Raw genomic sequence first — 25,033 nt, 5'->3', positions numbered from 1 at the left:
GACGGAATGTGCGAGCGATAGCGGGTTATATACTGCGTTTCGTCAGTACGTTCGTCCAGGTGGAATCGTGGAGATCCAAGCAAACAATAGTTCAAGTGAGCGCATCCTGTCGGTCGCGAAAAAGATCGCGCAGGCGCATGGCTACGGTGGCTTGAACCTTCGCAGCCTGGCGGAAGAGGTGGGCATCAAGGCGGCGAGCCTCTATCATCATTTCCCGAGCAAGGCGGACCTTGCTGCCGCTGTCGCCAGGCGCTATTGGGAAGACTCGGCGGCGGCGCTCGAAGCGCTGTCGACCCGCTTTCCCGATCCGGCCGACTGCCTGCGCAAGTATCCGGAGACATTTCGCAAGTCGCTGGAGAACGGCAACCGCATATGCCTGTGCAGCTTCATGGCCGCTGAATACGATGATTTGCCTGACCTGGTCAAGACGGAAGTCCAGGCGTTTTCCGACGTCAACGTCGCCTGGCTTGAGAAGACGCTTGTAGCCACGGGCATGGGCAATTCCAGGGAAGCCAGGAAAAGAGCACGTGCCATCTTCGCCGCAATCGCGGGTGCGCAACTGATGGCGCGCGGCCGTTCCGACATCAAGCTGTTCGATGCGTTGATCGATGGCTATCGGGCGGCCGGGTTGTTGCCCGTCTGAAGGGAAAGTGAAGACTCCACCTTCAACTAGAACAAACCCCACATGGACTGGAACGATCTAAGGTACTTCTTGTGCGTGGCCCGCAGCGGAAGCCTGACGCAGGCGGCGGGCGAGCTGGACGTCAGCCAGTCCACGGTCAGCCGTCGTATCGGCGAATTGGAAGCGAGCCTGGGGATTGTCCTGTTCGCCAGGAGCCAGGCCGGCTATCTGCTGACCGATGAGGGTCGCGAGGTGTTCAGCCACGCCGAGCAGGTCGAGGACAGCATCATGGCGCTGCAGCGCGGGGCGGCGGGCATCGACAAGACGCCTGTGGGCACGGTCAGGCTGGCGACGTCGGAGAACCTTGCGACCGATCTCATCATCCCGGCCATGCCTGCCTTCAAGGCGCGGTATCCCGGCATCTGCATCGAGATCATCACCAGCACGGTCACGGCCGAACTCGGTCGCCGGGAGGCGGATATTGCCCTGCGCGTGATCCGTCCGGCACGTGGAAACCTGAAGGTCAGGCGCGTGGGCCACATGACGTATTCGGTCTACGGCAGCCGCAAGTATCTGGAGGACAATCCGCCTGTCGATGGCGCGCCGCTCGGTGGACGCCATTTCATCGCCTGGGATGAAAGCCACGCGCACCTGCCTGCCGCGGCCTGGCTGGCGCGCGAGCATCCGGCTTGCCGGATCGCGCTGGTCACGAGCGGCCTACCCGCCCAGATCGCGGCGGTCCGGGCCGGTCTGGGATTGGCCGTCATTCCCGATTTCCTGGCCGTGGGCGACGACTTCGTGCGCGTCGTCCCGGCGGACCAGGTGTTCAGCAACGAGTTATGGCTGGTGACCCATGCCGACCTGGCGGCATCGGCACGCATACGGGCCGTGGCCGATTTCCTGGCCGATCAGGTGGTGAGCGGCAATCCCGAGCTTGCCGTGGCGCGCTAGGAGGCAGGCGCCGTCTTGCCGCCCCACAGATCGACGGGGCCGAGACGATCGGCGCCCTGGGTGGCGAGCATCCAGCCTGGGTATTCCTGGGGCAGCTCGCTGACCTCGTCCAGTTGCCGGACTTCCTCGTCGCCCAGCGTGATGTCGACGGCGGCGATGTTGTCTTCCAACTGGCTCAGGCGCTTGGCGCCCACCAGCACCGACGTCACGACCGGCTTGGAAAGCAGCCATGCCAGGGCAATCCGGGCGGGGCTGCAGCCGTGGGTTTCGGCAATTGGGCGCATCACGTCGATGACGTTCCAGGCGCGCTCCTTATCGACGATGGGGAAGTCGAACCCCGTTCGGCGCGAGCCTTCCGGCGATTGGTTGTCGCGGCTGAATTTTCCGGATAACAGGCCGCCGGCCAACGGGCTCCACACGAGCAGGCCCATCTTTTCCGCTTCCAGCAGCGGGCCCAATTCACGCTCCAGATCGCGGCCCGCGATCGAGTAATAGGCCTGCAGCGTGTTGAATCGCGCCAGGTTCAGGCGGGCCGAGATCCCGAGCGCGGTTGCGATGCGCCAGGCCTGCCAGTTCGACACGCCGATGTAGCGCACTTTGCCCTGGCGGATCAGGTCGTCCAGCGCGCGCAGCGTCTCCTCGGCCGGGGTCAGGGTGTCCGTTGCATGCACCTGATACAGATCGATGTGGTCGGTCTGCAAGCGCTTGAGGCTGGCGTCGACGGCATCCATGATGTGGCCGCGCGACGCGCCGACGTCGTTGCGGCCGGGACCCATGCGGCTGTAGACCTTTGTGGCCAGCACATAATCCTTGCGCGGGATGCCCAGGTTCTTGAAGGACTGGCCGAGCGTGCTTTCGCTTTCACCGCCCGAATAGACGTCGGCGGTATCGAAGAAGTTGATTCCCGCGTCGATACTGGCCTTCACGAGTTCATCGGCGCCGGCCTGGTCGACGCTGCCGATATGCCGGTATACGCCGCTGCCGCCGCTGAAGGTCATCGTGCCCAGGCAAAGCCGCGACACGAGCAAACCGGTGTTGCCCAAGGTTTGGTATTTCATTTGCGCTCCTGGAGAGAACCGTGGTTCGGTCCTTTGGTTTCGCCGCCTGTTGGCTCGGCTTGGCGCCAGTGTGAGCTTTGCGAGAAAAGAAATGAAGATTGATTATTGAAGGACGATTTTCTGTTTTTAGAAAGTACGCTGCGCCGTGCGTTTTTATGCGTTCCAATGGGCCTGGACGAAGCGGCTGACCATAAGCGCCTGGCGCCCCGTTAACATTTTGGTGAAGTTTATGTTCGGCGCGGTCGCAAGGGCATAATCGTTCGAAGAACGGCAAGCCGACGAGGATTTGCATGAGACTGACGATTTCTACCCTGGACGATGCCGACAGCCTCGCCGAGCTTGTCAATCAGGCTTATCGCGGCGTTTCGTCCGGCGGTTGGACGACCGAGGCGGGACTGATACAGGGACGCCGCGTCGACCAGGCCTCGCTTGCCAGGATGATCCAGGAAGGGCAGACGACCATCCTGATCGCAAGAGACCCGGACTCGCATCGGATTCAAGGGTGTGTCGCGCTCCGCCCGATGGATAAGGACGAGTGGTATCTGTCGATGTTGGCGGTCAGCCCGGCCTGCCAGGCCGCTGGCATAGGCAAGTCGGTCATGGCCGCCGCCGAATCCTTCGTCGGCGCGCAGGGCGCGGTTTGCGTGAAGATCTCGGTCATCAACGTTCGGGATAGCCTGATCGCCTGGTACGAGCGGCGAGGTTATGAAAGAACGGGCGAAATCGAGGCTTTCCCGTACGACGACCCCAGCGTCGGCGCGCCGTTGCGGGACGACCTGACGCTGGTCACCCTGCGCAAGATATTGCGATCGACGCAAGCCACGCAGGGACGGGCCTAGCCATGACCGAAGGCAAGCGTGTTCTGGTCTTGGGCGCGACGGGCGGCATCGGCGGCGAGGTCGCGCGGCAGTTGCGGGATGCGGGGTGGGACGTACGCGCCTTGCGTCGCAACCAGCCCAGGGGCGACGAGGAGCGCGGTATCGAGTGGATCGCCGGCGATGCGATGAAACGCGATGACGTCATGCGCGCGGCCGAGGGCGTGTCGGTGATCGTGCACGCGGTGAATCCGCCAGGGTACAAGCGTTGGGCCGAACTCGTGCTGCCCATGATGGACAATACCATCGCGGCGGCGCAGGCCCAGCGGGCGACCATCGCCTTGCCGGGTATTGTGTACAACTTCGGGCCCGACGCGTTTCCATTGTTGAATGAACACTCGCCGCAGCATCCGGCGACACGAAAAGGCGCGATACGCTCGATGCCTTCGCGCGCTTCCATATGAGCGGGCACTGGGACGAGGACGGCACGCAGTTCGCCGCTACCATCAAGCGGGTGGTGGCGAAGCGCACAGACCGGGAGCCGAGTGTCGCCAGCCTTCCCTGGTGGGTGTTTACGCTGGGGGCGCCGTTCAACGAAACATTTCGCGAAGTGAAGGAGCTGCGTTATCTGTGGCGCACGCCACTGCGTATGGATAATGCCCGGCTCGTGGCCACGCTCGGTCGCGAACCGCGCACGCCGCTCGACGAAGCGATCGAAGCGACGCTCCAAGGGCAGGGGTGTCTACGGTGAGGCTCAGGCCGGCGCGGACTGCCGCAACGTTCTGACCAGCAGCGCCTGCAAGCTGTCGACAGCTTTCGAACCGCGCGATTCGCGGCTCCTGTAGACCGCCACTTCCATCGGTTCGAGCGGGCCCAGGTTTTCTTCTCGCCCCAGGATGCGCAGATGCTTGGGGGCGCTGCATTGAGTCAGCGCCGCCACGGCGAGCCCGCTTTCGACCGCGGCGATCTGCCCTGCAAGGCTGGAACTGTTGTAGACGACTTTGTACCGGCGTCCCTGCTGCGCGAGCGACTGAATCGCGCTGCGCCGCGCGAGACTGGCGCTTTCGTACACGGCGATCGGCATGGGGTCGCGGCGCCACAACTCGAATTGGGGAGCACCTACCCAGGCCATGGGTTCGTGGAATAGCAATGTCCCCCGTCGCCCGTGATCGCGCGACACCAAGGCGATATCCAGCTCGCCGCCTGCGACGCGCGGAATCAGGGAGGTCGATTGCTCGCAGACCAGCTCGATTTCCACGCCGCTGTGTTGCGGCGCGTATCGTCGCAGCACCGGTGTCAGGTATCTTTCGGCATAGTCGTCGGGCACGCCGAGCCGGACCCGGCCGGTGAGCTGCTCTCCTTGCAGGGCGATCTGCGCTTCCGCGTGCAAATCCAGGATGCGGCGAGCATAGCTGAGCAGCGTCTGGCCGTCCGCCGTGAGCTCCAGCTTGCGGGAGCCGCGATCGATGAGCCGCAGCCCCAGGGCGCTTTCCAGCTTTTTCAGTTGCATGCTCACGGCCGACTGCGACCGGTGGACTTCGGTTGCCGCGCTCGACAATGAGCCGGCATCGACCACGGCCACGAAGCATCGCAGCCAGTCCGTCTGCAGATTGCGCTGATTCATATTCGACGCTTTCGAATTTCGAATGGTTGAACTGCGAATTATGCGCTTTCCATCGGTTCCAGCCACATGGAAACTGTCCGGCATGAACACAAACCAGCGGACAGTGGAGACGAGCGCGGGCCTTGCGGCGCCCCGAATCTGGTCGGGTGCGCAACTATTCGTGCTCGGGAATGCCTTGCTCGGGACGATCGGCGTCTTCGTGAACCAGGCCCGGGCCGATGCCCTGACGGAAACGTGGTTCCGCTGCGCGTTCGGACTGGCCGGAATGACTGCCTGGATGGTGATGCGCGGGCGCGCCCGCCATCTGCTGCCGACCCGCACGACCGTTGCCTGGATACTCGCCGCCGCTTCCTTGATGATCCTCAGCTGGAGCCTGTTCTTCACCGCCATCGACCAGCTGTCGGCGGGCGTGGCGATCGTGCTATGCAATATGCATCCGATATGGGCGCTGCTATTGGGCGCTTTATGCCTCAAGGAGTCGCCAGGCAAGCGCCGCATGGCCGCGGCTGGCGCGGCGATGATCGGCCTGGTGCTGGCGGCGGGTATCGCCGAGCATCCGACGGCCGGCATCGATGAGCGGGCGTATTGGGTCGCCGTGGCCTTGTGCCTGGTGGCCGGGTTCTGCATGGCATGCGTGACCATCATCGCGCGCCGGTTGATCGGCCTGCCGGCGGGCGTCCTGGCGTGGTGGCAGTGCGCCATCGGCGCTGTCACGCTATGGGTCTGGCCGGCCCAGCATGGCTGGCCGGAGTGGGGCGAGCCGTGGGCATGGCTCGCCGGGCTGGGAATCATCCACACCGGGCTGGCGTACACGCTCATGTATAGCGGCATGGCGCGTCTGAGGACGGACCGCATCGCCTTGTTCCAGTTCGTGTATCCCGCGGTCGCGATCGTGATCGACTGGATCTTGCTGGGCCAGCGGCTTGGCGGACTGCAGTTGACGGGCGTCGCGGCAATCGCGATCGCGATCTGGTTCGCGGAGCGTGTCCCGGCGCGTAATCCCGAGCCCGGCGGCCGAGGCTAGAGCGCCACCGCGCGCACGCGCAGCGGTGTCGCGTCGGTATAGCGCCGGACGTCCGCCATCACTTCGGGTTGCTTGCCTGGCGCGGCGCAACTGCGGGCGTGCCGCTGCGCCGGGCGAATGTGGTGCCCAATATCGAGCCCGCGCCCAGGCAGACCGCGATGCATAGAATCGCGATCAGGAAGGCATGAGTAATGCTCGCGGGATCGTGCCGCGAACCCAGGACGGTGTAGAAGACCCCGCCGATCACGGCCACGCTGAGCGCCGTGCTGACCTGCAGGGTCGAGCTCGCGATGCCGGCGATCATGCCGGAGTAAGCCGGGGCCACCCGGCTCGTCACCAGGCGCATGAGCGTCGGCATGCCGAGACCTTGTCCGAAGCCGATGGCGAAGAGAATGGCGCCCAGCAGTACGGAGGCGGGCGCCATCCCGGTGGGTGTGCCGACGACCAACGCGGCGAGCGCGACGAAGCCGGCGGCCTCCAGCCCCAATCCGATCGGGTTGACCCAGTCGCCCAGCACGCGCCTGAAGGACGGCGTGGCCAGCGGACCGAGCAGGAACCCCGCACCGAACGGCAGGAACACCAGCCCCGCGTCCAGCGCGTCCACATGCAGCGCATTCTGCAGGTACACCGATAACAGCAGGAAGAAGGCGGCGATCGAGTAGAAGAGCAAGGCGATCACCAGGGCCCGGCCCAGGCCCGGCGCCCGCAGCGCCGTGGGGTCCAGCAGGGGAGAGCCGCCTTTACGAGCAAGCCGGGCCTCATAACGCCAGAACAGCCATGCCAGCATGGGCGCGGCGACCAGCGACACCCAGGACCACAAAGGCCAGCCTGCCTCTCGGCCTTCCACCAGCGGTACGATCAGCGCGCCCAGCGTGGCCATGGACAGCAGAATGCCCACGGGGTCGAGCTTGCTGGCGTGGGGCGCACGTGTTTCCTTCAAGACCCGGATGCCGAACAGGATGACCAGCACCGCCACCGGCAGATTCACCAGGAAGATCGCACGCCATCCCAGGCCGAACAGGTTCAGTGAAATCAGTATGCCGCCCAGCGCCTGTCCGATGACGGACGCCAGGCCGAAGACGGCACCGTAGAGGCTGAGCGCGAGCGGTTTTTCCCGTTCGGGAAAGATCGCCTGGACCGAGGCAAGCGCCTGCGGCGCCATGATCGCCGCGGTCACGCCCTGCAAGGCCCGTCCGGCGACCAGCGACCAGGGAGACCAGGCGAAGCCGCACAGCACCGACGCAGCCGCGAAGCCGGTCAATCCCAGGAAGAACATGCGGCCGCGGCCGTACAGATCGCCCAGGCGTCCGCCGGTGATCAGCGTGACGGCATAAAGCGCGGCGTAGGAAGAAATCACCAACTGCTCGGCGGACGATGACGTTCCGAGGTCCGCCTGTATCGAGGGAAGGGCGACATTGACGATGAAGAAGTCCAGCGGCGGCAGGAAGGAACCGACCAGCAGGATCGCGAACATTGCCCAGCGGCGATCATGGTTGGGGGGTAGGAGTTGTGGTGACATAAGCGCCTTTTTTAGGAACTGATTGGTTCCAAAATGGGTAAAAAAATTGAGCTCAGTTGAGTACCAGCATCGCGTTTTCGATGATCTCGGTCATCTCGCTTTCCGACGCGCCGGTCTTCCCGAGCACGCGCATTCCTTGTATCTGGCAAACCAGGAAACGCGCCATGGCCTGCTCGTCGCCTTCGCGGATTTCGCCGTTCGCCTGGCCGCGAACGATGGCGCCGGCATAGAGCTGCTGGATCCGGCGGAACATGCGACCCGTGCGTTCGGCGATATCGGCGTCATGCGCGGCCTGCTCGACGGCCATGGCCACGACCAGGCATCCGCGACGCCCGGCGGCGCCGCAGGACAGGTGTACATAGCGTCGCAGCGATGCACGTATGGCTTCCTTGACCAGGCCGGGCTGGGACAGGAGATCGGCGGTTTGCTTGAGGCCGTCGGCCATATACACATCGAGGGCGGCCAGCAGCAGGCCTTTCTTGTCGCCAAAAGCCTTGTAGATGCTGCCTCGCGACAGCCCGGTGCCCTCGATCAGGTCGGGCAGGGAGGCGGCTTCATAGCCGTGGTTCCAGAACACATGCATCGCATCGCGCGCGGCGGCGTCGAGCTCGAATTCGCGGGGGCGTCCGGGAGAAGTCTGTGGTGCCATGGTTATTCGACCGATCATGTCGATTTAATTGGAACTGAACGGTCTACATATTAGCGCCGTATCTCGCTCGGAGCAAGTCGTGCGTCCGCGCGGCGCCATTCACCGTTCCAGCGGAGGCGGGACGAGATCACGGATGTGGTTTACTTGCGGCTCTCGCGGAGGAGATAAAAAATGAAAAAACGCCAGTTCCTTACTTCTGGCCTGGGGATGGTCGCACTCGCCATGACCCCTGTCATGGCTCGGGCGCAAGCCGTGGCTCAAAGCCCGAACCCATCGCCAAACCAGAACCAGCCGGCGTTCCCGCCGTTCAAGACCGCCACCATCGTGGTCGGCTTCGCCGCAGGGGGCGCATCGGACGCCGCGGCGCGCATCATCGCCAGGAAGCTTACCGACGACCTGGGAATACCCGTGGTGGTGGAGAACAAGCCCGGCGCGGGCGGCAATATCGCCCACCAGTATGCCGCCCATCAAAGCCCCACCGATGGCAGCAGCATCCTGTTCGGCTCGGTCGGCCCCCTGGCGATCGCGCCGCACTTCATGCCCCTGCAGTACGACCCGGTGAAGGACCTTGCGCCCATCACCATGGGCGTGAACTTTCCCAATGTGTTGGTCGTCAACAGCAGCCTGCCCATCAAGACGTTCGCCGAGTTCATGGCCTATGCCAAGGCCAACCCGGGCAAGATCGATTTTGCTTCCACCGGCCACGGGTCGGCCTCGCATATGGCGGGTGAGCTGCTGATCGATATGGCGAAGGTGGATATCGTGCATATCCCCTACAAGGGCGGCGCGCCGGCCTTCCAGGACCTGATGGGCGGCCGTGTGGCGGCGTATTTTTCCACCTTGGCGACGGCCCAGCCTGGCATCGATGCCGGCAAGCTGGTGCCGCTGGCGACCACCGGCCTGAAGCGCATGGCGGCCCTGCCCGACCTGCCGACCATCGCCGAGACCTACCCTGGGTATAACGCGACGAATTGGTACGCCTTCGTGGCGTCTTCCAAGGTGCCCGTCGCGGTGCTCGACGCCTGGAACGCCGCACTGGTCAAGGTGCTGAAGTCCCCCGACGTGGTGGCCGCGCTGGACAAGCATGGCTTGCCGCCGGCGCCGGGGAGCCGGCAGGAGCTCGCCGAGGAAATCGCCCGCGAGTCGGCGATGTGGGGCCGTGTCATCCGCGACCGCAATATCAAGCCGGCATGAACAAAGCCGGCATGATCAAGCCGGCATGATCAAGCCGGAATGAGCGGGCAGCCCGTCAGCGCAGGTTGGTTCGGGCCAGTTCCACCAATTCGTCGCCGCGCCCGCTGAACACCGCGCGCAGCATGTACAGGCTGAAGCCCTTCATCTGCGCGTAGTTGATGGACGGCGGAATGGCCAGTTCGTGCTTGGCTGTCACTACGTCGACCACCGCCGGACCGGGGTGGGCGAACGCTGCTCGCAGCGCGCCTTCCAGTTCGTTGGACTCCTCGACGCGTACGGACCATATGCCGGCGCCCTTGGCGATCTGCGAAAAGTCCGTCTTGGACAGATCGACATTGGTGTCCAGATACCCCGCGGCCTTCAGCTCCATCGAAACGAAGCCGAGCAGGCTGTTGTTGTAGACCACCACCTTGATCGGCAGTTCATGCTGCACGGCCGTCAACAGGTCGCCCAGCAGCATGGACAGGCCGCCGTCGCCCGACAGGGATACGACCTGGCGGGCCGGATGCGCGGCCTGCGCGCCCAAGGCCTGCGGCATGGCGTTGGCCATCGAGCCATGGTTGAACGAGCCGTGCAACTGGCGTTGGCCGTTCATCGTCAGGTAGCGCGCGGCCCATAGCGTGGGCGTGCCCACGTCCACGGTGAAGATCGCGTCCGGCGCGGCGACCTGGTCGACCAGGCGGGTCAGGTACTGAGGGTGGATGGGGCGGCCCGGCGCGGAGGGCGTCGCCAGGCTGTCCAGGTCCTTGCGGGCGTCCGCGTAGTGCTTCAGGGCGTTGTCCAGGAAGCGTCGCTGCGTCTTGCGCTGCACGCACGGCAACAAGGCGGCGACGGTCTCCTTGACGGTGCCGACCAGGCCCAGGGTCAACGGGGTCCGGCGCCCCAGTTGCGCCCCCCGGTTGTCGACCTGGATGATCTTCGCATCGGGCGGGTAGAACGGCCGGTAGGGGAAGTCGCAGCCCAGCAGCAGCAGGGTGTCGCAGGACATCATGGCGTGATAGCCGGAGCTGAAGCCGATCAGCCCGGTCATCCCGACATCGTAGGGATTGTCGTACTCGATGTAGGGCTTGCCGCGCAGCGCATGGACGATGGGTGCGCCCAGGGTGTCGGCGAGCGCGACGACTTCATCGTGCGAGCCGGCCACGCCGCTGCCGCACATGATCGTCACGGCGTCGGCGTCATCGAGCAGGCGCGCGAGTTTGTCGATTTCGGTATTCGGCGGGGTAATGGCCGGAGGTGCCACCGGCGTCCAGGCTGGCGCGACATCCGGGCCGTCGCTCAGTGCGACGTCGCCTGGAAGAACGATGACGGCGACCCCGCGCTCCTGCAAGGCGGTGCGCATCGCCCGTTCCAGCACGCGCGGGAACTGCGAGGCGTTGGTGACCAGCTCGACATAATGGCTGCATTCGGCGAACAGGGCCTGCGGGTGCGTTTCCTGGAAATAGCCCAGGCCGATTTCCGTGGAGGGAATATGAGCCGCGATGGCCAATACGGGCTGGCGGTTGCGATGGCAGTCATACAGGCCGTTGATCAGATGCAGGTTGCCGGGGCCGCAGCTGCCGGCGCAGACGGCGAGCTGGCCCGTGGATGCCGCGTCGGCGCCCGCGGCGAAGGCGGCGGCCTCTTCGTGCCGGGTATGCATCCATTTGATCGACCCCAACTGGTCCAGGCTGTAGGCCAACCCGTTCAAGCTGTCGCCCGTGACGCCCCAGATTCGCTGCACGCCCGCGGCGGCCAGGGTTTTCGCCAGATAATCCGCTATCGTCTGCTTGGCCATCGGTGGTTCTCCGGATCGGTGCGGTAGAGCAAAAATAGTAGCGTATTGGTGCTGGCAGCGAGGCATGTGAGCGATATGGATACAAAGCGTCAGAACGCGGCCGTCGGCGATTGGGTGAGGATACGCCGCGATCCGGAAACCGGCATCGAAAGCGTGCACGCGCATTTCCGCGGCCATGCCTACGACCCGCACGATCACGATGAGGTGCTGGTGGGCGTCACCCAGCAGGGCGTCCAGCGCTTCCGGTGCCATCGACGGACCCATACAAGCACGCCTGGTCGCGCCATCCTGATCGAACCCGGCGCCGTGCACGACGGCCATGCACCGGAGGACAGCGGTTTTACCTACGCCATGTTGTACTTGCCTCTGCCTTGGCTGGCCGATTCGATGCAAGGGCTGGCCGGGCTGAAGCTTTCCGCGATCCAACCTGCTTTTCGCAGCACGCTGGCGGATGACACGGCGTTGAGCGCCGCGATACAGCAAGCCTTTGTCGCCGTGCATCACGGAGAAGGGCGGCTGGCGCGCGACCAGGGACTGGACCGCATGATGAGTCTCCTGTGCGGGCAGTGGTCCACGCGGACGACGCCGGCGCGGGGCGGCTCGACGGCCGGAATGGACCGCGCCAGGGATTACCTCCACGACCAGATGGGGCGGGATATCGGTCTGGACGAACTGGCCGCCCACGCCGGGACGGACCGATTTCGTTTGACTCGCCAGTTCAGGCTGGCGTTCGGCATGTCGCCCCACGCCTACCTGGTGCGGCTCAGGTTGCGCAGAGCACGGGCCTTGCTCGCGCTAGGCCTGGCGCCGGCGCAGGTGGCCATGGATGTCGGTTTTGCCGATCAAAGCCATCTGGGCCGCTGGTTCCGCCGCGCCTATCGGCTGACGCCCGCGGCATACCAGCGACAGTGCACAAACGTTCTAGACTGAGGTCCGGCCGCCGCCGATCATGCCTGCCTGGTCCCGCATGATTGGAGTCCCGAGTGTTCGATACCAAGGTAGCCCTCATTGTCCGCAATGACCTGGCGATATGGCAAAGACTGAACGTGGTGGCGTTTCTGGCCACCGGCATTGCGTCGGCGGCGCCGGATGCCATGGGCGAAGCCTATATCGATGCGAACGGCCATCGCTACGGAAACATGCTGGGCCAGCCCATGCTGGTTTTCGAGGCGGATCTCGCGGGCCTGCGGGCGGCGCACCGTGTGGGATTGGAGCGACAGGTGACGATGCTGCCCTATGTGTTCGCCATGTTCGCAACGGGGCACGACGAGGCCAATCGCCAGGCGTTCCTCGCCGAGGATCCGGCCAATCCGGACCTGGTGGGCTTGGCGATACGTGGCCCCAGGAAGGCCGTGGACAAGGCCACGAAGGGATTGGCCCTGCATCGCTGAGGCCGGCCGCGCCCGCGACCCGTCTACTGTTTCTTCCGATCGCCATCGATGGCAGCCTTTTGCCCGAGGTCGCTCAGGTAGGCACACATCATGTCGGCCATGGCGTCCGCATAGGTCTTGATCTCCGCCGGGGTACGCGGCGTCTCCGAGAACTCCTTCCCCACGGTAGTGAGCGTCGTGGTGATCAGGTCGCCGGCCAAGGTGCGTGTTTTCTTCGTTGCCTTCGGCAGTGCCTCGCGCATGAAAGCCTGGAATGCTTTTTCTCCCGCCGCCTTCGCGGCCTGTGCCTCGGGAGCGTCGCGATAGAGCGGGGCGGCGTCATTGAGCGCAACCCGCATGTCCGCTTCCTCGCATTCCGAACGGATGAAGGCGTGGACCAGTACACGTAGCCGTTCGACAGGCGATTTCCCCACGTCCTCCAGGATGCCGCGCAGCAGCTGCGTGGTCTGCTGCCATTCGTCGACCTGCAGGCGAAAAAGGATCGCCGCCTTGTTGGGGAAGTATTGATATAGGGAGCCCACGCTGACGCCGGCCTTCTCGGCCACGCGGGCGGTCGTGAAGCGGGCAGCGCCTTCCTTTGCCAGCACCTGGGTCGCGGCTTGCAGGATCGCCGCGACCAGTTCGGTCGAACGGGCTTGCTGGGGTTGCTTGCGGGAAGCGATCTGCGGACGGCGGCTGGACATGGTGGCGTGAGAATGAAGGTCCGGTATGTATGCGATCAATTATTCGCATATTTATCCAGGACGTCAATTTTCGCGTGGGCCCTGTCGAGAGCACGGCGGTGCCGGAAAAATGCGAACCCCAATGCGAATGGTGAATGCGACTATTTGATCGTATTCTATCGATTAATGCGACGAAGTCGTCGCATTTATCGCCGCGATATGGCGGCATACCGCACCCTTACTACACCATTGGAAACTGTCATGACGTCAACGTTGACCGATCGCCCCCTGGCGGCGCTGCTGGACCGCCTTTTCAAACAGGCCGACGAAGCGGCCAGCCCTTCATTGGCCGGGATCTCCCGCGAGGAGCTCGACCGCATGATGCGCAGCAAGACGGAATATCTGGCCTTCTATGGACAGCTGAAGGATTTCTGGCTGCCTGTGTCGCGCGAGACCGGCAGGCTGCTCTACATGCTGGTGCGCAGTGCCGGTGCGCGCAGCGTCATCGAATTCGGCACGTCGTTCGGCATTTCGACCATCCACCTGGCCGCGGCAGTGCGCGATAACGGCGGCGGCCGCGTGACAAGCAGCGAGTTCGAGCCGTCCAAGGTGGTTCGCGCACGACAGCACCTGGTGGAGGCCGGCCTGGCGGACCTGGTGGAAATCCGTGAAGGCGATGCCCTGAAGACCTTGGTGACGGACCTGCCCGACAGCATCGACCTGCTGCTGCTGGACGGGGCCAAGTCGCTTTATGGCGACATCCTCGATCTGGTCGAGGCACGGCTGCGGCCCGGCGCGCTTATCGTGGCCGATAACGCGGACTACAGCCCCGATTACCTGGCGCGCGTGCGCGCCCCGGGTAGCGGGTACCTGTCCCTGCCTTTCGGCGAGGATGTGGAATTGTCCATGCGCCTGGACTGCCACTGCACCTGACACGAACGCTCGGAATGGGTACGGTGGTCGTCGGCCCGGTCATCGGCTTGCAATTCGTTCGCTTTGCTTCCAGGCCGTGCCGGCATGCCGCCAGTGGGGCGGCCGTCAGTCCGGGTTCATCGCGCCGTAGATCGCATCGTACGTGCCATCCCGTTCGGCCCAGCGCCTGGCGAGATCGCGTTCGAGCAGGAGTTCGCCGCGAGGATGATCCCCGCGCTCGAGCATGCGCATCACCTGCGCGATGTAGTCGCCTATCGGCATGGCACGCGGATCGCTAGCCTGGCCCGCGCCAGTCAGCTCCGTCTGCACATAGGGCGGCGATAGCTCCAGCACTTCCACCGGCGTGTTGCGCAACTGGTGCCGGAGCGAGGTCAACCACGAGTGCAGGAAGGCCTTGCTGGCGCAATACGTCGGGAAGCTGGCCAGTGGCACGAAGGCCAGCGCCGAACTGGTCGCCATGATGGTCGCGTGTGACTGCTGCCTGAGCAGCGGCAGGAAGGCCGCGGTGACGCGCAGCACGCCCAGGATATTGGTGTCGATGATCGCTTCGGCGTCGGCGGCATTCCAGGTATCCGAAGCGATGTCCTCGGGCCGCGATATGCCCGCATTGGCGATCAGCACGTCCAAGTCCGGATAGTGCGTGCGGACATATTCGGCAAGGCCGGGCAGGGCGGTCGGATCGGACAGATCCAGCGGCAGGCCGACGATACCGGGACGGCTGGCGGCGATCTCGTCGAGCAAGGCGCGTCGTCGCCCGGTGACGATTACGCGGTTACCGCGGTCATGAAACGCCTCGGCCAGCGCGCGGCCGATACCGCTGGTGCCGCCGGTTATCAGGATGGTGTTTCCGGTCATCTTCATGGTGTTGCCTTTCCATCAGGGTGTGGGGGAAAAGGCGACGGCGACCGTCATGACGCTGCACCCGAACGGCCCCGAAACCGCATGCGCGCGGCGGGCGCCGCTCCACCGCGGGGCGGCAGGATAGGCGAGAGCGATCGAACGGATGAAGGATAGAGGGCATTGCCGTGCGCCTGTGCTTCCGAGATCCCTCTGCTGAGGCCCTCTCGGTATCGGGCGCGTTGGATGACGATAACGCCTGCGGCAATGCCATGGAGATGGCTGCGAATCGAACGTTAACGGCGCGCGGGCACGCCGTCAACCCGCTTGCGATTCGCGGGCAGCCGTAGCGGGCGCCGGTGTCTGCATCACCGATGCCACGAAGTCGGAAAACGCACGGGCCTTGGCCGTGGCCAGGCGGCCGGTGGGATATACGGCCCAGAGGTCGATGTCAGGCAGGGACCATTCCTGCAGCAGCCGCAGGACGCTTCCGTCGGCAAGCTCGGGCGCGAACATCCAGTCCGACACGATGGTGAGACCCATGTGCGCGAGTACGGCCGTGCGGATGCCTTCCGCCGCATTGAAGCGCGCCCGGCCTTGCACCAGCACGGAGACTTCGGCGCCATCGCGGCTGAAATTCCAGACATTGCTGAGTTGGGTGAACACGAGGGTCTGGTGATCGGCCAGATCGGCGGGCACACGGGGCGTGCCCGCGCGGGACAGATATTCCGCGGTCGCCAGCACCGAGCGACGCGATGATGCGAGCTTGCGAGCCACGATGGCGGAATCGGCCAGCACGCCCATGCGCAGCGAGACATCGATGCCTTCGGCGATGAGGTCGATGGTCCGATCGTCCAGCACCACGTCGATATCGAGTCCGGGGTGCGCGTCCAGGAAGCGCGGCAGGTGGGGCAGCACGTGGAGCCGCGCGAATGTTGGCGCGGCCGAGATGCGCAGACGGCCGGACAGGCCGGCGCCGGCACCCCGCGCGGCAAGTTCGGCCTCGTCCGCCTCCTGCAGGGCCAGCCGCGCGCGCTCGTAGAACCGCAGCCCGGCTTCGGTGGGCGTCAGCCCGTGGGTGGAGCGCAGCAGCAGCTTGACCCCCAGCCGCTGCTCCAGTTGCGCGACCGTCTTGGACACCGCGGGCTGCCCGATGTCCAGGACGCGTGCGGCGCTGGAGAACGAGCCCGTTTCCATGACGCGGACGAAGTGGGTCATCGCGGTAAGGCGGTCCATGGTTATTCCCAGCTGGAATAAATGATATGGACGAATGATATCTGCCATTCCAAGTAAAGGATAGCCAGAATCTCGTCATGCCATCGACGTGCCGACCTGATGAGGCGCGCCAGGCCAGACAACCCTCTCGTAAAGGAAACACCATGTCCCGCTTCGACCGTTACCGTGATGCCTACCCCAATGCCCGTCTGGCGCGCTCCCCGGAAGGCGTGCTGGAAATCGCCCTCCATACCAACGGCGGCAAGCTGGTCTTCAACGGCCACACGCATGAACAGTTCGTCGACCTGTTCCATGACGTCGGCAGCGATCCGGAGAACCGCGTGGTGATCCTGACCGGCACCGGCGACGCCTTCATGGACGAGATCAGCCCGGAAGGGTTCGATTTCTTTACGCCGCGCGGCTACGACAAGATCTACCGCGAGGGCAAGAAGGTCCTGATGAATATCCTCGACATCGAGGTGCCGGTAATCGCCGCGCTGAACGGTCCGGTGCTGCTGCATTCCGAGTATGCCTTGCTCGCCGATATCGTCCTCGCCACGCCCGAGACCGTGTTCCAGGACAAGCCGCATTTCGACTTCGGCATCGTGCCCGGCGACGGCGTGAACCTGCTATGGCCCGAAGTGATCGGCAGCGTGCGCGGCCGCTACTTCATCCTGACGCGCCAGCGCCTGGACGCCCATACCGCCCAGGATTGGGGGGCGGTGAACGAGGTCGTTCCGGCTGACCGCCTGCTGGCTCGTGCCCGTGAGATCGCGGGGGAATTGGCAAAGCTGCCGCCACTGACCAGCCGCTACACCCGTATCGCGCTGACCCAGAAGCTGCGCCGGATCGTCGACGAAGGCGCCGGCTATGGACTGGCCCTTGAAGGCATCAGCGCCGCGGAAGTCGCGCGCTCCTTCAATCCGTCCGCCTGACGTGGCCGCGCTGCCGGAGTCGCCGGCAGCGCCGAACGCCGATCCCGGACTTTTCTCCCCCTTTTTCTGCAAAGGATTTTTCCATGTCGCTCCAGGACAAGCTCGACGCCTTCAAGGCGGATTTCCAGGCCGGCAAGCCGCCTTACAACGTACCGCCTGCCGTCATCGAGACCATGCATCGCGCCACGTCCGAACTTATCGCCTCCGGCGCTGCCCGGCGCGCGCTCAAGGCCGGCGACCGTGCGCCTGGCTTCACGCTGAACGATCCGAATGGCGATCCGGTGTCTTCGGCCGAGCTGCTGGCCAAAGGTCCCTTGGTCGTGACCTTTTACCGCGGGGTGTGGTGCCCCTACTGCAACATGGAGCTCCAGGCCCTGCAAGCCACCCTGCCCGAGATCGAAGCGGCCGGCGCCAGCTTGCTCGCGATCTCGCCGCAGGTGGCGGCGAACAGCCGCAAGTCGGTGCGCCAGAACGCGCTGTCCTTTCCGATCCTGTCGGATGCGCATAACGACGTCGCGGCGTCCTTCGGCCTGCGCTTCGAATTGCAGGATTACCTGGTGGAGCTCTACAAGTCCCTGAAGAACGATCTGCCCGCGTTCAATGGCGATCCGAGCTGGACGCTTCCCATGCCGGCGCGGTACGTGATCGCTCCGGACGGCACGATCGTTTATGCCGAGGTGAACCCGGACTACACCCGCCGGCCCGATCCGTCGGAGATGCTGCCGGCCATACGCAAGGCCGCCGGTCATACCGCCTGAACGCGGCCCGGCCTGGACGCGGCCCGGCCTGAACGCGGCCCGGCCTGAACCTCACCCGCATCGCCGCCATGGGGCGGCAAAGGAGCACGCATGTCCCGTACTTTCCTTATCACCGGCGCCACCAGGGGCATCGGCCTGGCGCTTACGCGTCGCCTTGTCGCGGGCGGACATCACGTGATCGGGCTGGCCCGTAGCGCGCCGCCGGATTTCCCGGGCACATTCGTCGCCGTGGATCTCGGCGACGACGATGCGACCCGGGAAGTCCTGTCCGAGCTCTCGCGACGCTACGTGCTGGATGGCGTGGTGAACAACGTCGGCCTGGTCCGTCCAGCCTTGTTGGCCGATGTCGACCTGGCCGCGATGGGCGAGGTCTTCCGTGTGAATCTGCATCCCGCGGTATTGACGGCGCAGGCCGCATTGCCCGGCATGCGGGAGCGACGCTGGGGCCGTATCGTCAATATCTCGAGCCTGACCATCCTGGGCATGCCGCAGCGCACGGCCTATGCCGCGGCCAAGGCGGCGCTGGTCAGCTTTACGCGCGGCTGGGCGCTGGAGTTGGCTGATACCGGTATCACCGTCAACGCGGTTGCCCCCGGCCCCACCGAAACGGAACTGTTTCGCGCCAACAACCCCGTGGGCAGCGAAGGCGAGCGCCGCTATCTGGCGGGCGTGCCCATGGGGCGCTTCGGCAATCCGGACGAAATCGCCGGCACCATCGCGTTCCTGCTGTCGGACGATGCCGGTTTCATGACGGGGCAGACCCTGCACGTGGATGGCGGCGCATCCCTGGGGCGGGTGCATTTCTAGGCGAGAGGCCGGCACCCGCGATGATCGTCGATCGTCGCGGGGGTGCCGCGCGGCGTCAGGATGCCTTCGCCGCCTTGGCGCCCAGGCGGGCCTGGAACTTGGCCATGTCGACGATCGCCCGCCGGTGGGTCGCGCGAGCGATCAGGTCCATGCCGTCGGAGGCTTCGATCGCGAAGTGCAGAATGCGGTCTTCGATCGCGGTCAGCGTGCAAGTGACCGTGGCGGTGAAGCCCAGCGGCGTGGCTGCCAGGTGGTCGATGCCGATGTGGATACCCACGGATCCCTGGCCCGGCTGGAGCGACGGCGCCAGCGACTCGATCGCGCATCTTTCCATCAATCCCACCAGCGCGGGCGTCGCCAGAACCGCGAAGCCTTCGTTGCCGTATTCCTCGGCGCTCAGGGCGGTGTCGACCTTGACGGTGAGGGTGTGGGTCATGCCGGTTTCCAATGCCATTTCTTTCCCTTGTCGTTGCGTCATGGACGCTCGTTGTCGGTGTTGAGCCTGCTTTTCAGTCGACGGACGCGCCGGAGTCGGCGACCACCTTCTTCCACTTGGCCAGATCGGTGATCTCGACCTGCTTGAATTGTTCGGGCGTATCCCCGATGGTGAGCAGGCCCAATTGCTTCAATTGCGCTTGCAGCGAAGGGTTGTCCAATGCCTGCCGCAAAGCCTTGTTCAATTTGTCGATGACGGGCTGGGGCGTGCCGGCCGGCGCCAGCCATCCCGTCCAGCCGCTGATTTCGTAACCCTTGACGCCCTGTTCGTCGAAGGTCGGAATGTCGGGCTGCGTGGGCCATCGTTGCAGGCTGGTGATCGCCAGCGGCCGCACCTGCTTGGTCTGGATCAGGGGCGTCATGCCGTTCAGGTTGCCGAACATCATCTGCACGCGGTTGGCCAGCAGGTCGACGATGGCCGGTCCATCGCCGCGATACGGCACGTGCACGATATTGATGCCGGTCATCGTGCGCAGCATCTCGCCGGACAGGTGGGTAGTCGTGCCGCTGCCGCCCGAGCCGTAGTTCAGCTTGCCGGGCATTTGCTTCGCCAGGGCCAGCAGTTCCTGCAGGGTGTGGGCCGGGACGTTGGGATTGACGACCAGGACGTTGGGCGTGGTGGTGACGCGGGAGATCGGGCTGAAATCCTTGATCGGATCGAAGTTGACGTTCTTGTACAGATTGGGATTGATCGCCTGGGTGCCCAGCGTGCCGTTGAGTATCGTGTAGCCGTCGGGCGCGGAGCGCGCCACGTATTCCGTGGCGACGTTGCCGCCCGCGCCCGGCCGATTCTCGACGATGATGTTTGCATTCATGTCCTGGGCGACGACCGTGGAGATTAGCCGCGCGATGACCGACGCGCCTCCGCCGGCGACGAAGGGAACGATGAGCCGGATCGGCCGGTCCGGAAACGAGCCCTGGGCCAGCGATAGCGCCGGCCTGGCCATGGCAAGGGCGGGGATGCCCATTACGAAGGTACGTCGGTTGATAGTCATCATGAGTCCCGAAAGGTAGGTCCAGCAATGATCAGATCTTCACAACGAGTGCATCGACGATCACCACGCCTTCGCCGTCGCGACGGACGATCAAGGGGTTGAAGTCGATTTCATCCACCAGATCCTCCAGTTCCGATGCCATGAGGGCGATACGTTCGATGGTTCGATAAAGCGCCGGCGCGTCCCACGCCGGCCGGCCGCGTACGCCATGCACGAGCGCGGCCAGGCGCGTTTCATTGCAGAGACATTCGGCTTCTCGCGCGTCGAAAGGTGCCAGGCGGAACGAGACGTCCTGCATGACCTCGGCCAGCGTTCCTCCCGGCCCGGCCATGATGGCCATGCCGAGTTCGGGATCCTTGACTCCGCCGACGATGACTTCGCCCGCGCCGATTACCATTTCCTGGACCAGCACGCCGTCGATCTTCACGTCGTCGGCAAGGCCCGCCGTATTCAGCAGGCGTTCGGCCGCCGCCCTGACGCTGTCCGCATCCTTCAGGTTCAACACGACGCCGCCGATCTCGGTCTTGTGGCCGATCTGTGCCGATTGCAGTTTCAGTGCGACCGGAAAACCGATCTCGCGGGCGGCGGCTTCAGCCGTATCGATGTCGTGCGCCAGCGTCTGCCGTGGAAATGGCAGGTCCCAGATGGCGCATAGCGTCCGGGCCTGGTGTTCCGCCAACTGCCTGGTGGCGACCTGCGACAGGAAATCGCGTGCCTTGCGCCGTCGCTCGGCGCTGGCGTCAGGCAGTGCCGCTGCCGCCGCCGAACGGCGCGCGCCGTATTCATTGAAGCGGCGCAGCCCGCTCATGGCCGCGGCCAGGCGCTGGGGGGAGGGAATCACCAGTATGCCGTTCGCGCGCAGCAGGTCCTGGCCCGGTCCGTCGGGCGCCGTCCATGTCACGACGGTGGATGGCAGGTAGTCCGCCGAGGCCACGATCTGGCGTGCGTAGTCCAGGCCGCTCTGGGCGACGGCGGGACCGACGACGGCGATCAGTGTGTCGTAGCTGCCTTCGGCGCCGACGATCCGCGCGGTATCGGTGAAGAGGGCACGGTTGCCCAGGTTCGCCGTCGTCATGTCGATGGGATTGGCGAGACTGGCGATGTCGGGCAGGGTGCCGCGCAGCTTTTCGATGGACGCGGCGCCCGGGGCGGGCAGTTCGAACTGCTCGCGTTCCAATGCGTCGGCCATCAGGACGGCGGTGCCGCCGGTGCCGGTGATCGCCACGGTGCGCGTGCCGGTCTTGCGGCTGCGCGGCGACGCGAATGCCTGCGCGTAATCCAGCAGCGCGTCGACGCTGTCCGCTTCGATCAGGCCTTCCTGCCGGCAGAACGCGGAAAACACCGCGCCATGCCCGGCCAGGGCGCCCGTATGCGATGCCGCGGCCCGCATGCCCGCCTTGCTGGTCGCACCCTTCAGGATCACGACCGGCTTGCCCAACTCATGGGATCGACGCGCCAGGCGCCGCAGCGTGGCCGGATCCCGGATGCCTTCGATCGCGCCGGCGACGACCTGCACTTCCTCGCGTTCGAGCAGGGCGAGCCCGCAGTCGGCGAAGGTCAGGTCGGCCTCATTACCGGTGGTCAGCAGATGAGCGAAACCCATGCCGCGTTCCAGGCCCAGGCCCATCAGGCCGAAACCGACCCCCGAGCTCTGGCTGACCAGCCCGATGGTTCCGCTGCGGAAGCCATCGAGGGCCTCCAGCAAGGGGTTGAAGCCGACCACGGTGGCCGCCCCCAGGTTGACCGTGCCCTGGTTGTTCGGGCCCAGGATCCTGAGGCCGGCGGCGGCGATTTCGCGCATCTCGGCCTGGGCGGCCATGCCTTGCGGGCCGGTTTCGGCGAAGCCCGCGCTGATCACCACGGCGGCGCGGACGCCTTTCGCCGCGCAGTCGCGCAGCGCCGGAAGCACGTGCGCGGCCGTCGTCACGACGATGGCGCAATCGACGGGACCGTCGATCTCCGCGACTGACGTATGGCAGGTCAATCCATCGACGACGCCGCCCCTGGGATTGACGGGGTGGATCGCGCCGCCATAACCGTATTTCCTGAGGAACTTGAGCGGTTTGGCGCCTATCTTGTTCGGGTCCGTGGACGCGCCGACGATGGCGATGGACGCCGGCGTGAGCAGGGGAGACAGGTCGACGACCGGCGGTTCGTTCGCCCCGTCATTCATGGCCGGCGTCCCGCTTTTGCAGCATCGCCTTCAGGCCGCCTTCGGCGATCTGCCGCTGGCGAGCCTCGCGGTCGCCCGCCGGCTTGGACATATTGGTCGAGATCATGACCTCGGTATTGAAATCGAGGGCGTTGCGCAGGCCCATGATTTCGAATGTCTTGTTGATCGTGCGCTTGTTCAGCGCCAGCGCGACGGCGGGCACCTTCGCCAGGCGTCGCGCATATTGGCGGACGCCTTCATCGAAATCCTGTGCGGGCCAGACCCGGGTGACGATGCCGATCCGTTCGGCATGGTTGGCGTCGATGGTGTCGCCGAAGAAGAGCAGTTCCTTCGCGCGCTTCATTCCCGCTACCCAGGGCATGAAGAGCCCGGGCGGACCGGATATGCCGCGTATTTCCGGTTCGCCGAAGGTCGCCGTATCGGCCGCGATCGTCAGGTCGGCGGCCAGCGCGAGGTCGCAGCCGGATCCCAGCGCGTGTCCATTCACCGCCGCGATCACGGGCTTTTTCAGGTTCCACATCTGCGTGCACATTTCCAGGCAGCCTGTCAGGTGCCAGCGCCAACCCGCGACCGTGTGGTCCCATGGATTCACCGCGGCGTCCTTGAGGTCCACGCCGGCGCAGAATGCGCGGCCGGCGCCCCTGACCACGACCACCACCGTGTCGGCATCGGCCTCCGCCTTCGCCAGCGCGGCGACGAATTCCGATTTCATCTCGCGGTTGATGGCGTTCAGTACCCGCGGACGATTGAGGGTGATGGTGCAGACACCTTGCTCGACTTCATACAGCACGACCGGGTCGTTGGACATCGGCTTCTCCTGTGGGTCGTTATGCTCAAGAATTGCGCTGATTGTTAACAATTACATGGCTTCGACGATAGCCCACCTGCCTGCTGCACAGAGATAGCGCTTTTTTAGCGCGCTATCGTGGTGCATTTGTAGGGTGCGGTGCGGCGACTGGGGTATATTGTTAACAATCTAGGTCTGCGGCGACTGTAGGCGCCGCTACCGGGCTTGTCAAGCAATAATGGCGTCGGCCGGCCCGGGACCGGGCCGGGCGTCTGGAGATGAATCGCTGTGCAGGAAGCAGAAACCACACTCGCCGCAACGGGCAAACGCAGCCTCGACCAGGCCGCGGCCGACACCCTGCGGCAAGCCATCCTGACTGGCGCGATCGCGCCCGGCAGCCGATTGACGGAAACCCGGTTGGCGGAGCAGATGACGCTGTCACGCGGCCCGATACGCGCGGCGCTGCACAAGCTCGTCACCGAGGGCCTGGTGATCCAGCAGCCCTATGTGGGATGGCGCGTCATCAGCCTGAGCGTCCAGGATGCCTGGGAGATTTCCACCTTGCGCGCCAATTTCGAGGGGCTGGCGGCGCGACTGGCCGCCGAGCGCATCGACGACCACGGGCGCGAGCGGCTGCAAGGCGCCTACGATCGATTGGTGGCCGCGGCCCGCCAGGCCGATCACGCCGCATTGATCGACGCTGACCTGGCCTTGCACAAGCTCGTCGTCGATCTGGCCGGGCATAGCCGGCTGGCGCAGCACTACGGACCCGTAACGCACCAGATCCGTCTGTACATCGCCGCCACGACGGGGATGCATCACATGGCTTTCGATTCCGTGTGCGAGGCACACTGGAACATCGTGGAGTCCATCCTGCAGGGCATGGCGACCGAGGCGGGCGCGCTTGCCAGCGCGCATTGCTACAACAGCGGACGGAAGCTGCGCAATCTGCTCGAACGCGGAGAATGATGGTCCGGCTTCAGATCTCCGCGTGCCGCAGCAGTTTGGCGAGCTCGGGCGCGGTCATGAAGGAGACGCCATGCGTCGCGGCATATTCCCGGGCCGACGGTGAAACTTCCCCTAGCGCGACGTAGATGGCTTCGCGCGCTTGCCGGCGTTCGCGGGCCGCTTGCAGGGCCCGGACAGGTTCGACACCCGTACGGGCGGCTTTCCAGCGCTGCGCGCTGAGCACGGCGATGTGGTCGCCTTTGCTCAGGACGAAGTCGGCGCCGGCGCCAGGATAGGCTTCCACCTGGCAGCCGTCACGTTCCAGGCCGGAACGTATGGCGGCGGCGAAGGCCGGCCAGGACATGGCCGCGGCCGCCGCCGCGATGGCTTCCACGCGGCTGTCGGACGGCGTGCGCAACTGCCGCCAGCCGGCAAGGAAAGCAATCACCACGAAGGGAATGGATGCGAATACGCCGATCGCCCAGTACTCGCGCGGCAGGGCCGCGACGGCGCCGACGAGCAATGCGGCGGCGATCCCCGCGCTCATCCACCACGGAGAGCGCAGCAGCACGCCGAAAATCGAATTCCTGGAGGGTTTGAACCTCATGCTTCGGGGGCCTGGCCGACGACGATGCGGACGTCGCCGCAAGTGACGGTTTGCCCGGCGCGAATCTTGGCGGTTTTGCGCGTTTCCAGCACACCGTCCACGCTGACCCTGCCGTCCGCGACCAGTTGCTTGCCCGCGCCGCCGCTATCGCAGACCCCTGTTACCTTGAGCAGGTGGTTCACTTCGATGAAGGGGAGGCCGGGCGCGAGTTCGAAATCTATCGTGGGCATTTGTGAGGCAGGAGTAAAAGTGGCGAC

26 protein-coding genes and 1 pseudogene are annotated in these 25,033 nt (G+C 65.1%); 13 read left to right on the top strand and 14 right to left on the bottom strand.

Going from position 1 to position 25,033, the window contains the following annotated elements; all coding sequences use genetic code 11:
• Positions 1-67 precede the first annotated feature (67 nt).
• On the top strand, positions 68-643 hold the full coding sequence (locus CAL26_RS16395; RefSeq protein WP_094847916.1) for a TetR/AcrR family transcriptional regulator: 576 nt from the start codon (positions 68-70) through the stop codon (positions 641-643).
• Between the two features lie 42 nt (positions 644-685).
• Positions 686-1,573, top strand: coding sequence for a LysR family transcriptional regulator (locus CAL26_RS16390; RefSeq protein ID WP_094847915.1), 888 nt, complete (start codon positions 686-688; stop codon positions 1,571-1,573).
• Here the strand turns inward: CAL26_RS16390 and CAL26_RS16385 are convergent.
• Positions 1,570-2,631, bottom strand: coding sequence for an aldo/keto reductase (locus CAL26_RS16385; RefSeq protein WP_094847914.1), 1,062 nt, complete (start codon positions 2,629-2,631; stop codon positions 1,570-1,572). The genes CAL26_RS16390 and CAL26_RS16385 overlap by 4 nt on opposite strands.
• A 290-nt stretch (positions 2,632-2,921) precedes the next feature.
• On the opposite strand from CAL26_RS16385, the gene CAL26_RS16380 reads away from it, so the two are divergent.
• Entirely contained in the window at positions 2,922-3,470 is a 549-nt protein-coding gene (locus tag CAL26_RS16380) for a GNAT family N-acetyltransferase (protein ID WP_094847913.1), read from the top strand.
• 2 nt (positions 3,471-3,472) lie between these two features.
• Positions 3,473-4,197: pseudogene (locus CAL26_RS16375) on the top strand (NAD(P)H-binding protein).
• 3 nt (positions 4,198-4,200) lie between these two features.
• Here CAL26_RS16375 and CAL26_RS16370 read toward each other — a convergent pair.
• Positions 4,201-5,070 carry a LysR family transcriptional regulator gene (locus CAL26_RS16370; RefSeq protein WP_094847912.1) on the bottom strand — a complete coding sequence of 290 codons (870 nt, stop codon included), beginning with the start codon at positions 5,068-5,070 and terminating at the stop codon, positions 4,201-4,203.
• Between the two features lie 82 nt (positions 5,071-5,152).
• Here CAL26_RS16370 and CAL26_RS16365 point away from each other — a divergent pair, with 82 nt between their 5' ends.
• Positions 5,153-6,094: a DMT family transporter gene (locus CAL26_RS16365; protein WP_094847911.1), complete on the top strand. Its 942-nt coding sequence runs from the start codon at positions 5,153-5,155 to the stop codon at positions 6,092-6,094.
• Positions 6,095-6,152: 58 nt separating this feature from the next.
• Here the strand turns inward: CAL26_RS16365 and CAL26_RS16360 are convergent, their stop codons facing one another.
• Positions 6,153-7,568, bottom strand: coding sequence for an MFS transporter (locus CAL26_RS16360; RefSeq protein ID WP_094847910.1), 1,416 nt, complete (start codon positions 7,566-7,568; stop codon positions 6,153-6,155).
• A 97-nt stretch (positions 7,569-7,665) separates the two neighbouring features.
• Positions 7,666-8,262, bottom strand: a complete 597-nt coding sequence (locus CAL26_RS16355) for a TetR/AcrR family transcriptional regulator (protein ID WP_256988485.1) — start codon at positions 8,260-8,262, stop codon at positions 7,666-7,668.
• A gap of 171 nt (positions 8,263-8,433) precedes the next feature.
• Here CAL26_RS16355 and CAL26_RS16350 point away from each other — a divergent pair, with 171 nt between their 5' ends.
• On the top strand, positions 8,434-9,456 hold the full coding sequence (locus tag CAL26_RS16350) for a Bug family tripartite tricarboxylate transporter substrate binding protein (protein WP_256988484.1): 1,023 nt from the start codon (positions 8,434-8,436) through the stop codon (positions 9,454-9,456).
• Between the two features lie 55 nt (positions 9,457-9,511).
• On the opposite strand, the gene poxB is transcribed toward CAL26_RS16350, so the two are convergent.
• Positions 9,512-11,233: a ubiquinone-dependent pyruvate dehydrogenase gene (gene poxB / locus CAL26_RS16345; protein ID WP_094847909.1), complete on the bottom strand. Its 1,722-nt coding sequence runs from the start codon at positions 11,231-11,233 to the stop codon at positions 9,512-9,514.
• Between the two features lie 75 nt (positions 11,234-11,308).
• On the opposite strand from poxB, the gene CAL26_RS16340 reads away from it, so the two are divergent.
• Together CAL26_RS16340 and CAL26_RS16335 are read left to right on the top strand one after the other, a co-directional pair.
• Positions 11,309-12,163: an AraC family transcriptional regulator gene (locus tag CAL26_RS16340; protein ID WP_094847908.1), complete on the top strand. Its 855-nt coding sequence runs from the start codon at positions 11,309-11,311 to the stop codon at positions 12,161-12,163.
• 53 nt (positions 12,164-12,216) lie between these two features.
• Complete coding sequence (locus CAL26_RS16335; protein ID WP_094847907.1) at positions 12,217-12,624, top strand: DUF2000 family protein; 408 nt, start codon at positions 12,217-12,219, stop codon at positions 12,622-12,624.
• A 23-nt stretch (positions 12,625-12,647) separates the two neighbouring features.
• Here CAL26_RS16335 and CAL26_RS16330 read toward each other — a convergent pair whose 3' ends face one another.
• Positions 12,648-13,307 (bottom strand): TetR family transcriptional regulator, encoded by a 660-nt coding sequence (locus CAL26_RS16330; protein ID WP_094847906.1) that lies wholly within the window; start codon positions 13,305-13,307, stop codon positions 12,648-12,650.
• Between the two features lie 240 nt (positions 13,308-13,547).
• Between CAL26_RS16330 and CAL26_RS16325 the strand changes: the two genes are divergently transcribed.
• Complete coding sequence (locus CAL26_RS16325; RefSeq protein WP_094847905.1) at positions 13,548-14,219, top strand: O-methyltransferase; 672 nt, start codon at positions 13,548-13,550, stop codon at positions 14,217-14,219.
• 105 nt (positions 14,220-14,324) lie between these two features.
• Here the strand turns inward: CAL26_RS16325 and CAL26_RS16320 are convergent, their stop codons facing one another.
• Complete coding sequence (locus tag CAL26_RS16320) at positions 14,325-15,080, bottom strand: SDR family oxidoreductase (RefSeq protein ID WP_094847904.1); 756 nt, start codon at positions 15,078-15,080, stop codon at positions 14,325-14,327.
• 294 nt (positions 15,081-15,374) lie between these two features.
• Positions 15,375-16,292: a LysR family transcriptional regulator gene (locus CAL26_RS16315; RefSeq protein WP_094847903.1), complete on the bottom strand. Its 918-nt coding sequence runs from the start codon at positions 16,290-16,292 to the stop codon at positions 15,375-15,377.
• Positions 16,293-16,435: 143 nt separating this feature from the next.
• On the opposite strand from CAL26_RS16315, the gene CAL26_RS16310 reads away from it, so the two are divergent.
• The 3 genes from CAL26_RS16310 to CAL26_RS16300 all read left to right on the top strand — a co-directional run bounded on the left by CAL26_RS16310 (position 16,436) and on the right by CAL26_RS16300 (position 18,771).
• Positions 16,436-17,206, top strand: a complete 771-nt coding sequence (locus tag CAL26_RS16310) for an enoyl-CoA hydratase/isomerase family protein (RefSeq protein ID WP_094847902.1) — start codon at positions 16,436-16,438, stop codon at positions 17,204-17,206.
• 83 nt (positions 17,207-17,289) lie between these two features.
• The gene (locus CAL26_RS16305; protein ID WP_094847901.1) at positions 17,290-17,964 is read left to right on the top strand and encodes a peroxiredoxin-like family protein; all 675 of its coding nucleotides are present in this window, start codon (positions 17,290-17,292) and stop codon (positions 17,962-17,964) included.
• Positions 17,965-18,054: 90 nt separating this feature from the next.
• The gene (locus CAL26_RS16300) at positions 18,055-18,771 is read left to right on the top strand and encodes an SDR family oxidoreductase (RefSeq protein ID WP_094847900.1); all 717 of its coding nucleotides are present in this window, start codon (positions 18,055-18,057) and stop codon (positions 18,769-18,771) included.
• Between the two features lie 55 nt (positions 18,772-18,826).
• On the opposite strand, the gene CAL26_RS16295 is transcribed toward CAL26_RS16300, so the two are convergent.
• The 4 genes from CAL26_RS16295 to CAL26_RS16280 all read right to left on the bottom strand — a co-directional run bounded on the left by CAL26_RS16295 (position 18,827) and on the right by CAL26_RS16280 (position 23,242).
• A complete protein-coding gene (locus CAL26_RS16295; RefSeq protein ID WP_157793016.1) occupies positions 18,827-19,207 on the bottom strand; it encodes a thioesterase family protein in 381 nt (126 codons plus the stop codon).
• 73 nt (positions 19,208-19,280) lie between these two features.
• Positions 19,281-20,261, bottom strand: coding sequence for a Bug family tripartite tricarboxylate transporter substrate binding protein (locus CAL26_RS16290; RefSeq protein WP_179283376.1), 981 nt, complete (start codon positions 20,259-20,261; stop codon positions 19,281-19,283).
• Between the two features lie 31 nt (positions 20,262-20,292).
• Complete coding sequence (locus tag CAL26_RS16285) at positions 20,293-22,434, bottom strand: acetate--CoA ligase family protein (RefSeq protein ID WP_094847898.1); 2,142 nt, start codon at positions 22,432-22,434, stop codon at positions 20,293-20,295.
• Positions 22,427-23,242: an enoyl-CoA hydratase/isomerase family protein gene (locus CAL26_RS16280; protein WP_094847897.1), complete on the bottom strand. Its 816-nt coding sequence runs from the start codon at positions 23,240-23,242 to the stop codon at positions 22,427-22,429. Before CAL26_RS16280 ends, CAL26_RS16285 begins: the two co-directional genes overlap by 8 nt.
• A gap of 267 nt (positions 23,243-23,509) precedes the next feature.
• Here CAL26_RS16280 and CAL26_RS16275 point away from each other — a divergent pair, with 267 nt between their 5' ends.
• Positions 23,510-24,190: a GntR family transcriptional regulator gene (locus tag CAL26_RS16275; RefSeq protein WP_094847896.1), complete on the top strand. Its 681-nt coding sequence runs from the start codon at positions 23,510-23,512 to the stop codon at positions 24,188-24,190.
• A gap of 10 nt (positions 24,191-24,200) precedes the next feature.
• On the opposite strand, the gene CAL26_RS16270 is transcribed toward CAL26_RS16275, so the two are convergent.
• Both CAL26_RS16270 and CAL26_RS16265 read right to left on the bottom strand, forming a co-directional pair.
• Positions 24,201-24,776 (bottom strand): restriction endonuclease, encoded by a 576-nt coding sequence (locus CAL26_RS16270; RefSeq protein WP_094847895.1) that lies wholly within the window; start codon positions 24,774-24,776, stop codon positions 24,201-24,203.
• Entirely contained in the window at positions 24,773-25,006 is a 234-nt protein-coding gene (locus CAL26_RS16265) for an RNA-binding S4 domain-containing protein (protein ID WP_086065646.1), read from the bottom strand. Before CAL26_RS16265 ends, CAL26_RS16270 begins: the two co-directional genes overlap by 4 nt.
• Positions 25,007-25,033: the final 27 nt, after the last annotated feature.

Source organism: Bordetella genomosp. 9 (genome assembly GCF_002261425.1).
Classification (GTDB): domain Bacteria; phylum Pseudomonadota; class Gammaproteobacteria; order Burkholderiales; family Burkholderiaceae_B; genus Bordetella_C.
This window is presented reverse-complemented; position numbering and strand designations above follow the sequence as displayed.

What these genes read in the sequence shown, in the direction of transcription:
- CAL26_RS16390 (WP_094847915.1), top strand. Translation starts at nt 686, where the DNA reads ATGGACTGGAACGATCTAAGGTACTTCTTGTGCGTGGCCCGCAGCGGA.
- CAL26_RS16385 (WP_094847914.1), bottom strand. Translation starts at nt 2,631, where the DNA reads ATGAAATACCAAACCTTGGGCAACACCGGTTTGCTCGTGTCGCGGCTT.
- CAL26_RS16380 (WP_094847913.1), top strand. Translation starts at nt 2,922, where the DNA reads ATGAGACTGACGATTTCTACCCTGGACGATGCCGACAGCCTCGCCGAG.
- CAL26_RS16370 (WP_094847912.1), bottom strand. Translation starts at nt 5,070, where the DNA reads ATGAATCAGCGCAATCTGCAGACGGACTGGCTGCGATGCTTCGTGGCC.
- CAL26_RS16365 (WP_094847911.1), top strand. Translation starts at nt 5,153, where the DNA reads ATGAACACAAACCAGCGGACAGTGGAGACGAGCGCGGGCCTTGCGGCG.
- CAL26_RS16360 (WP_094847910.1), bottom strand. Translation starts at nt 7,568, where the DNA reads ATGTTCGCGATCCTGCTGGTCGGTTCCTTCCTGCCGCCGCTGGACTTC.
- CAL26_RS16355 (WP_256988485.1), bottom strand. Translation starts at nt 8,262, where the DNA reads ATGGCACCACAGACTTCTCCCGGACGCCCCCGCGAATTCGAGCTCGAC.
- CAL26_RS16350 (WP_256988484.1), top strand. Translation starts at nt 8,434, where the DNA reads ATGAAAAAACGCCAGTTCCTTACTTCTGGCCTGGGGATGGTCGCACTC.
- poxB (WP_094847909.1), bottom strand. Translation starts at nt 11,233, where the DNA reads ATGGCCAAGCAGACGATAGCGGATTATCTGGCGAAAACCCTGGCCGCC.
- CAL26_RS16340 (WP_094847908.1), top strand. Translation starts at nt 11,309, where the DNA reads ATGGATACAAAGCGTCAGAACGCGGCCGTCGGCGATTGGGTGAGGATA.
- CAL26_RS16330 (WP_094847906.1), bottom strand. Translation starts at nt 13,307, where the DNA reads ATGTCCAGCCGCCGTCCGCAGATCGCTTCCCGCAAGCAACCCCAGCAA.
- CAL26_RS16325 (WP_094847905.1), top strand. Translation starts at nt 13,548, where the DNA reads ATGACGTCAACGTTGACCGATCGCCCCCTGGCGGCGCTGCTGGACCGC.
- CAL26_RS16320 (WP_094847904.1), bottom strand. Translation starts at nt 15,080, where the DNA reads ATGAAGATGACCGGAAACACCATCCTGATAACCGGCGGCACCAGCGGT.
- CAL26_RS16315 (WP_094847903.1), bottom strand. Translation starts at nt 16,292, where the DNA reads ATGGACCGCCTTACCGCGATGACCCACTTCGTCCGCGTCATGGAAACG.
- CAL26_RS16310 (WP_094847902.1), top strand. Translation starts at nt 16,436, where the DNA reads ATGTCCCGCTTCGACCGTTACCGTGATGCCTACCCCAATGCCCGTCTG.
- CAL26_RS16305 (WP_094847901.1), top strand. Translation starts at nt 17,290, where the DNA reads ATGTCGCTCCAGGACAAGCTCGACGCCTTCAAGGCGGATTTCCAGGCC.
- CAL26_RS16300 (WP_094847900.1), top strand. Translation starts at nt 18,055, where the DNA reads ATGTCCCGTACTTTCCTTATCACCGGCGCCACCAGGGGCATCGGCCTG.
- CAL26_RS16295 (WP_157793016.1), bottom strand. Translation starts at nt 19,207, where the DNA reads ATGACCCACACCCTCACCGTCAAGGTCGACACCGCCCTGAGCGCCGAG.
- CAL26_RS16290 (WP_179283376.1), bottom strand. Translation starts at nt 20,261, where the DNA reads ATGACTATCAACCGACGTACCTTCGTAATGGGCATCCCCGCCCTTGCC.
- CAL26_RS16285 (WP_094847898.1), bottom strand. Translation starts at nt 22,434, where the DNA reads ATGAATGACGGGGCGAACGAACCGCCGGTCGTCGACCTGTCTCCCCTG.
- CAL26_RS16280 (WP_094847897.1), bottom strand. Translation starts at nt 23,242, where the DNA reads ATGTCCAACGACCCGGTCGTGCTGTATGAAGTCGAGCAAGGTGTCTGC.
- CAL26_RS16270 (WP_094847895.1), bottom strand. Translation starts at nt 24,776, where the DNA reads ATGAGGTTCAAACCCTCCAGGAATTCGATTTTCGGCGTGCTGCTGCGC.
- CAL26_RS16265 (WP_086065646.1), bottom strand. Translation starts at nt 25,006, where the DNA reads ATGCCCACGATAGATTTCGAACTCGCGCCCGGCCTCCCCTTCATCGAA.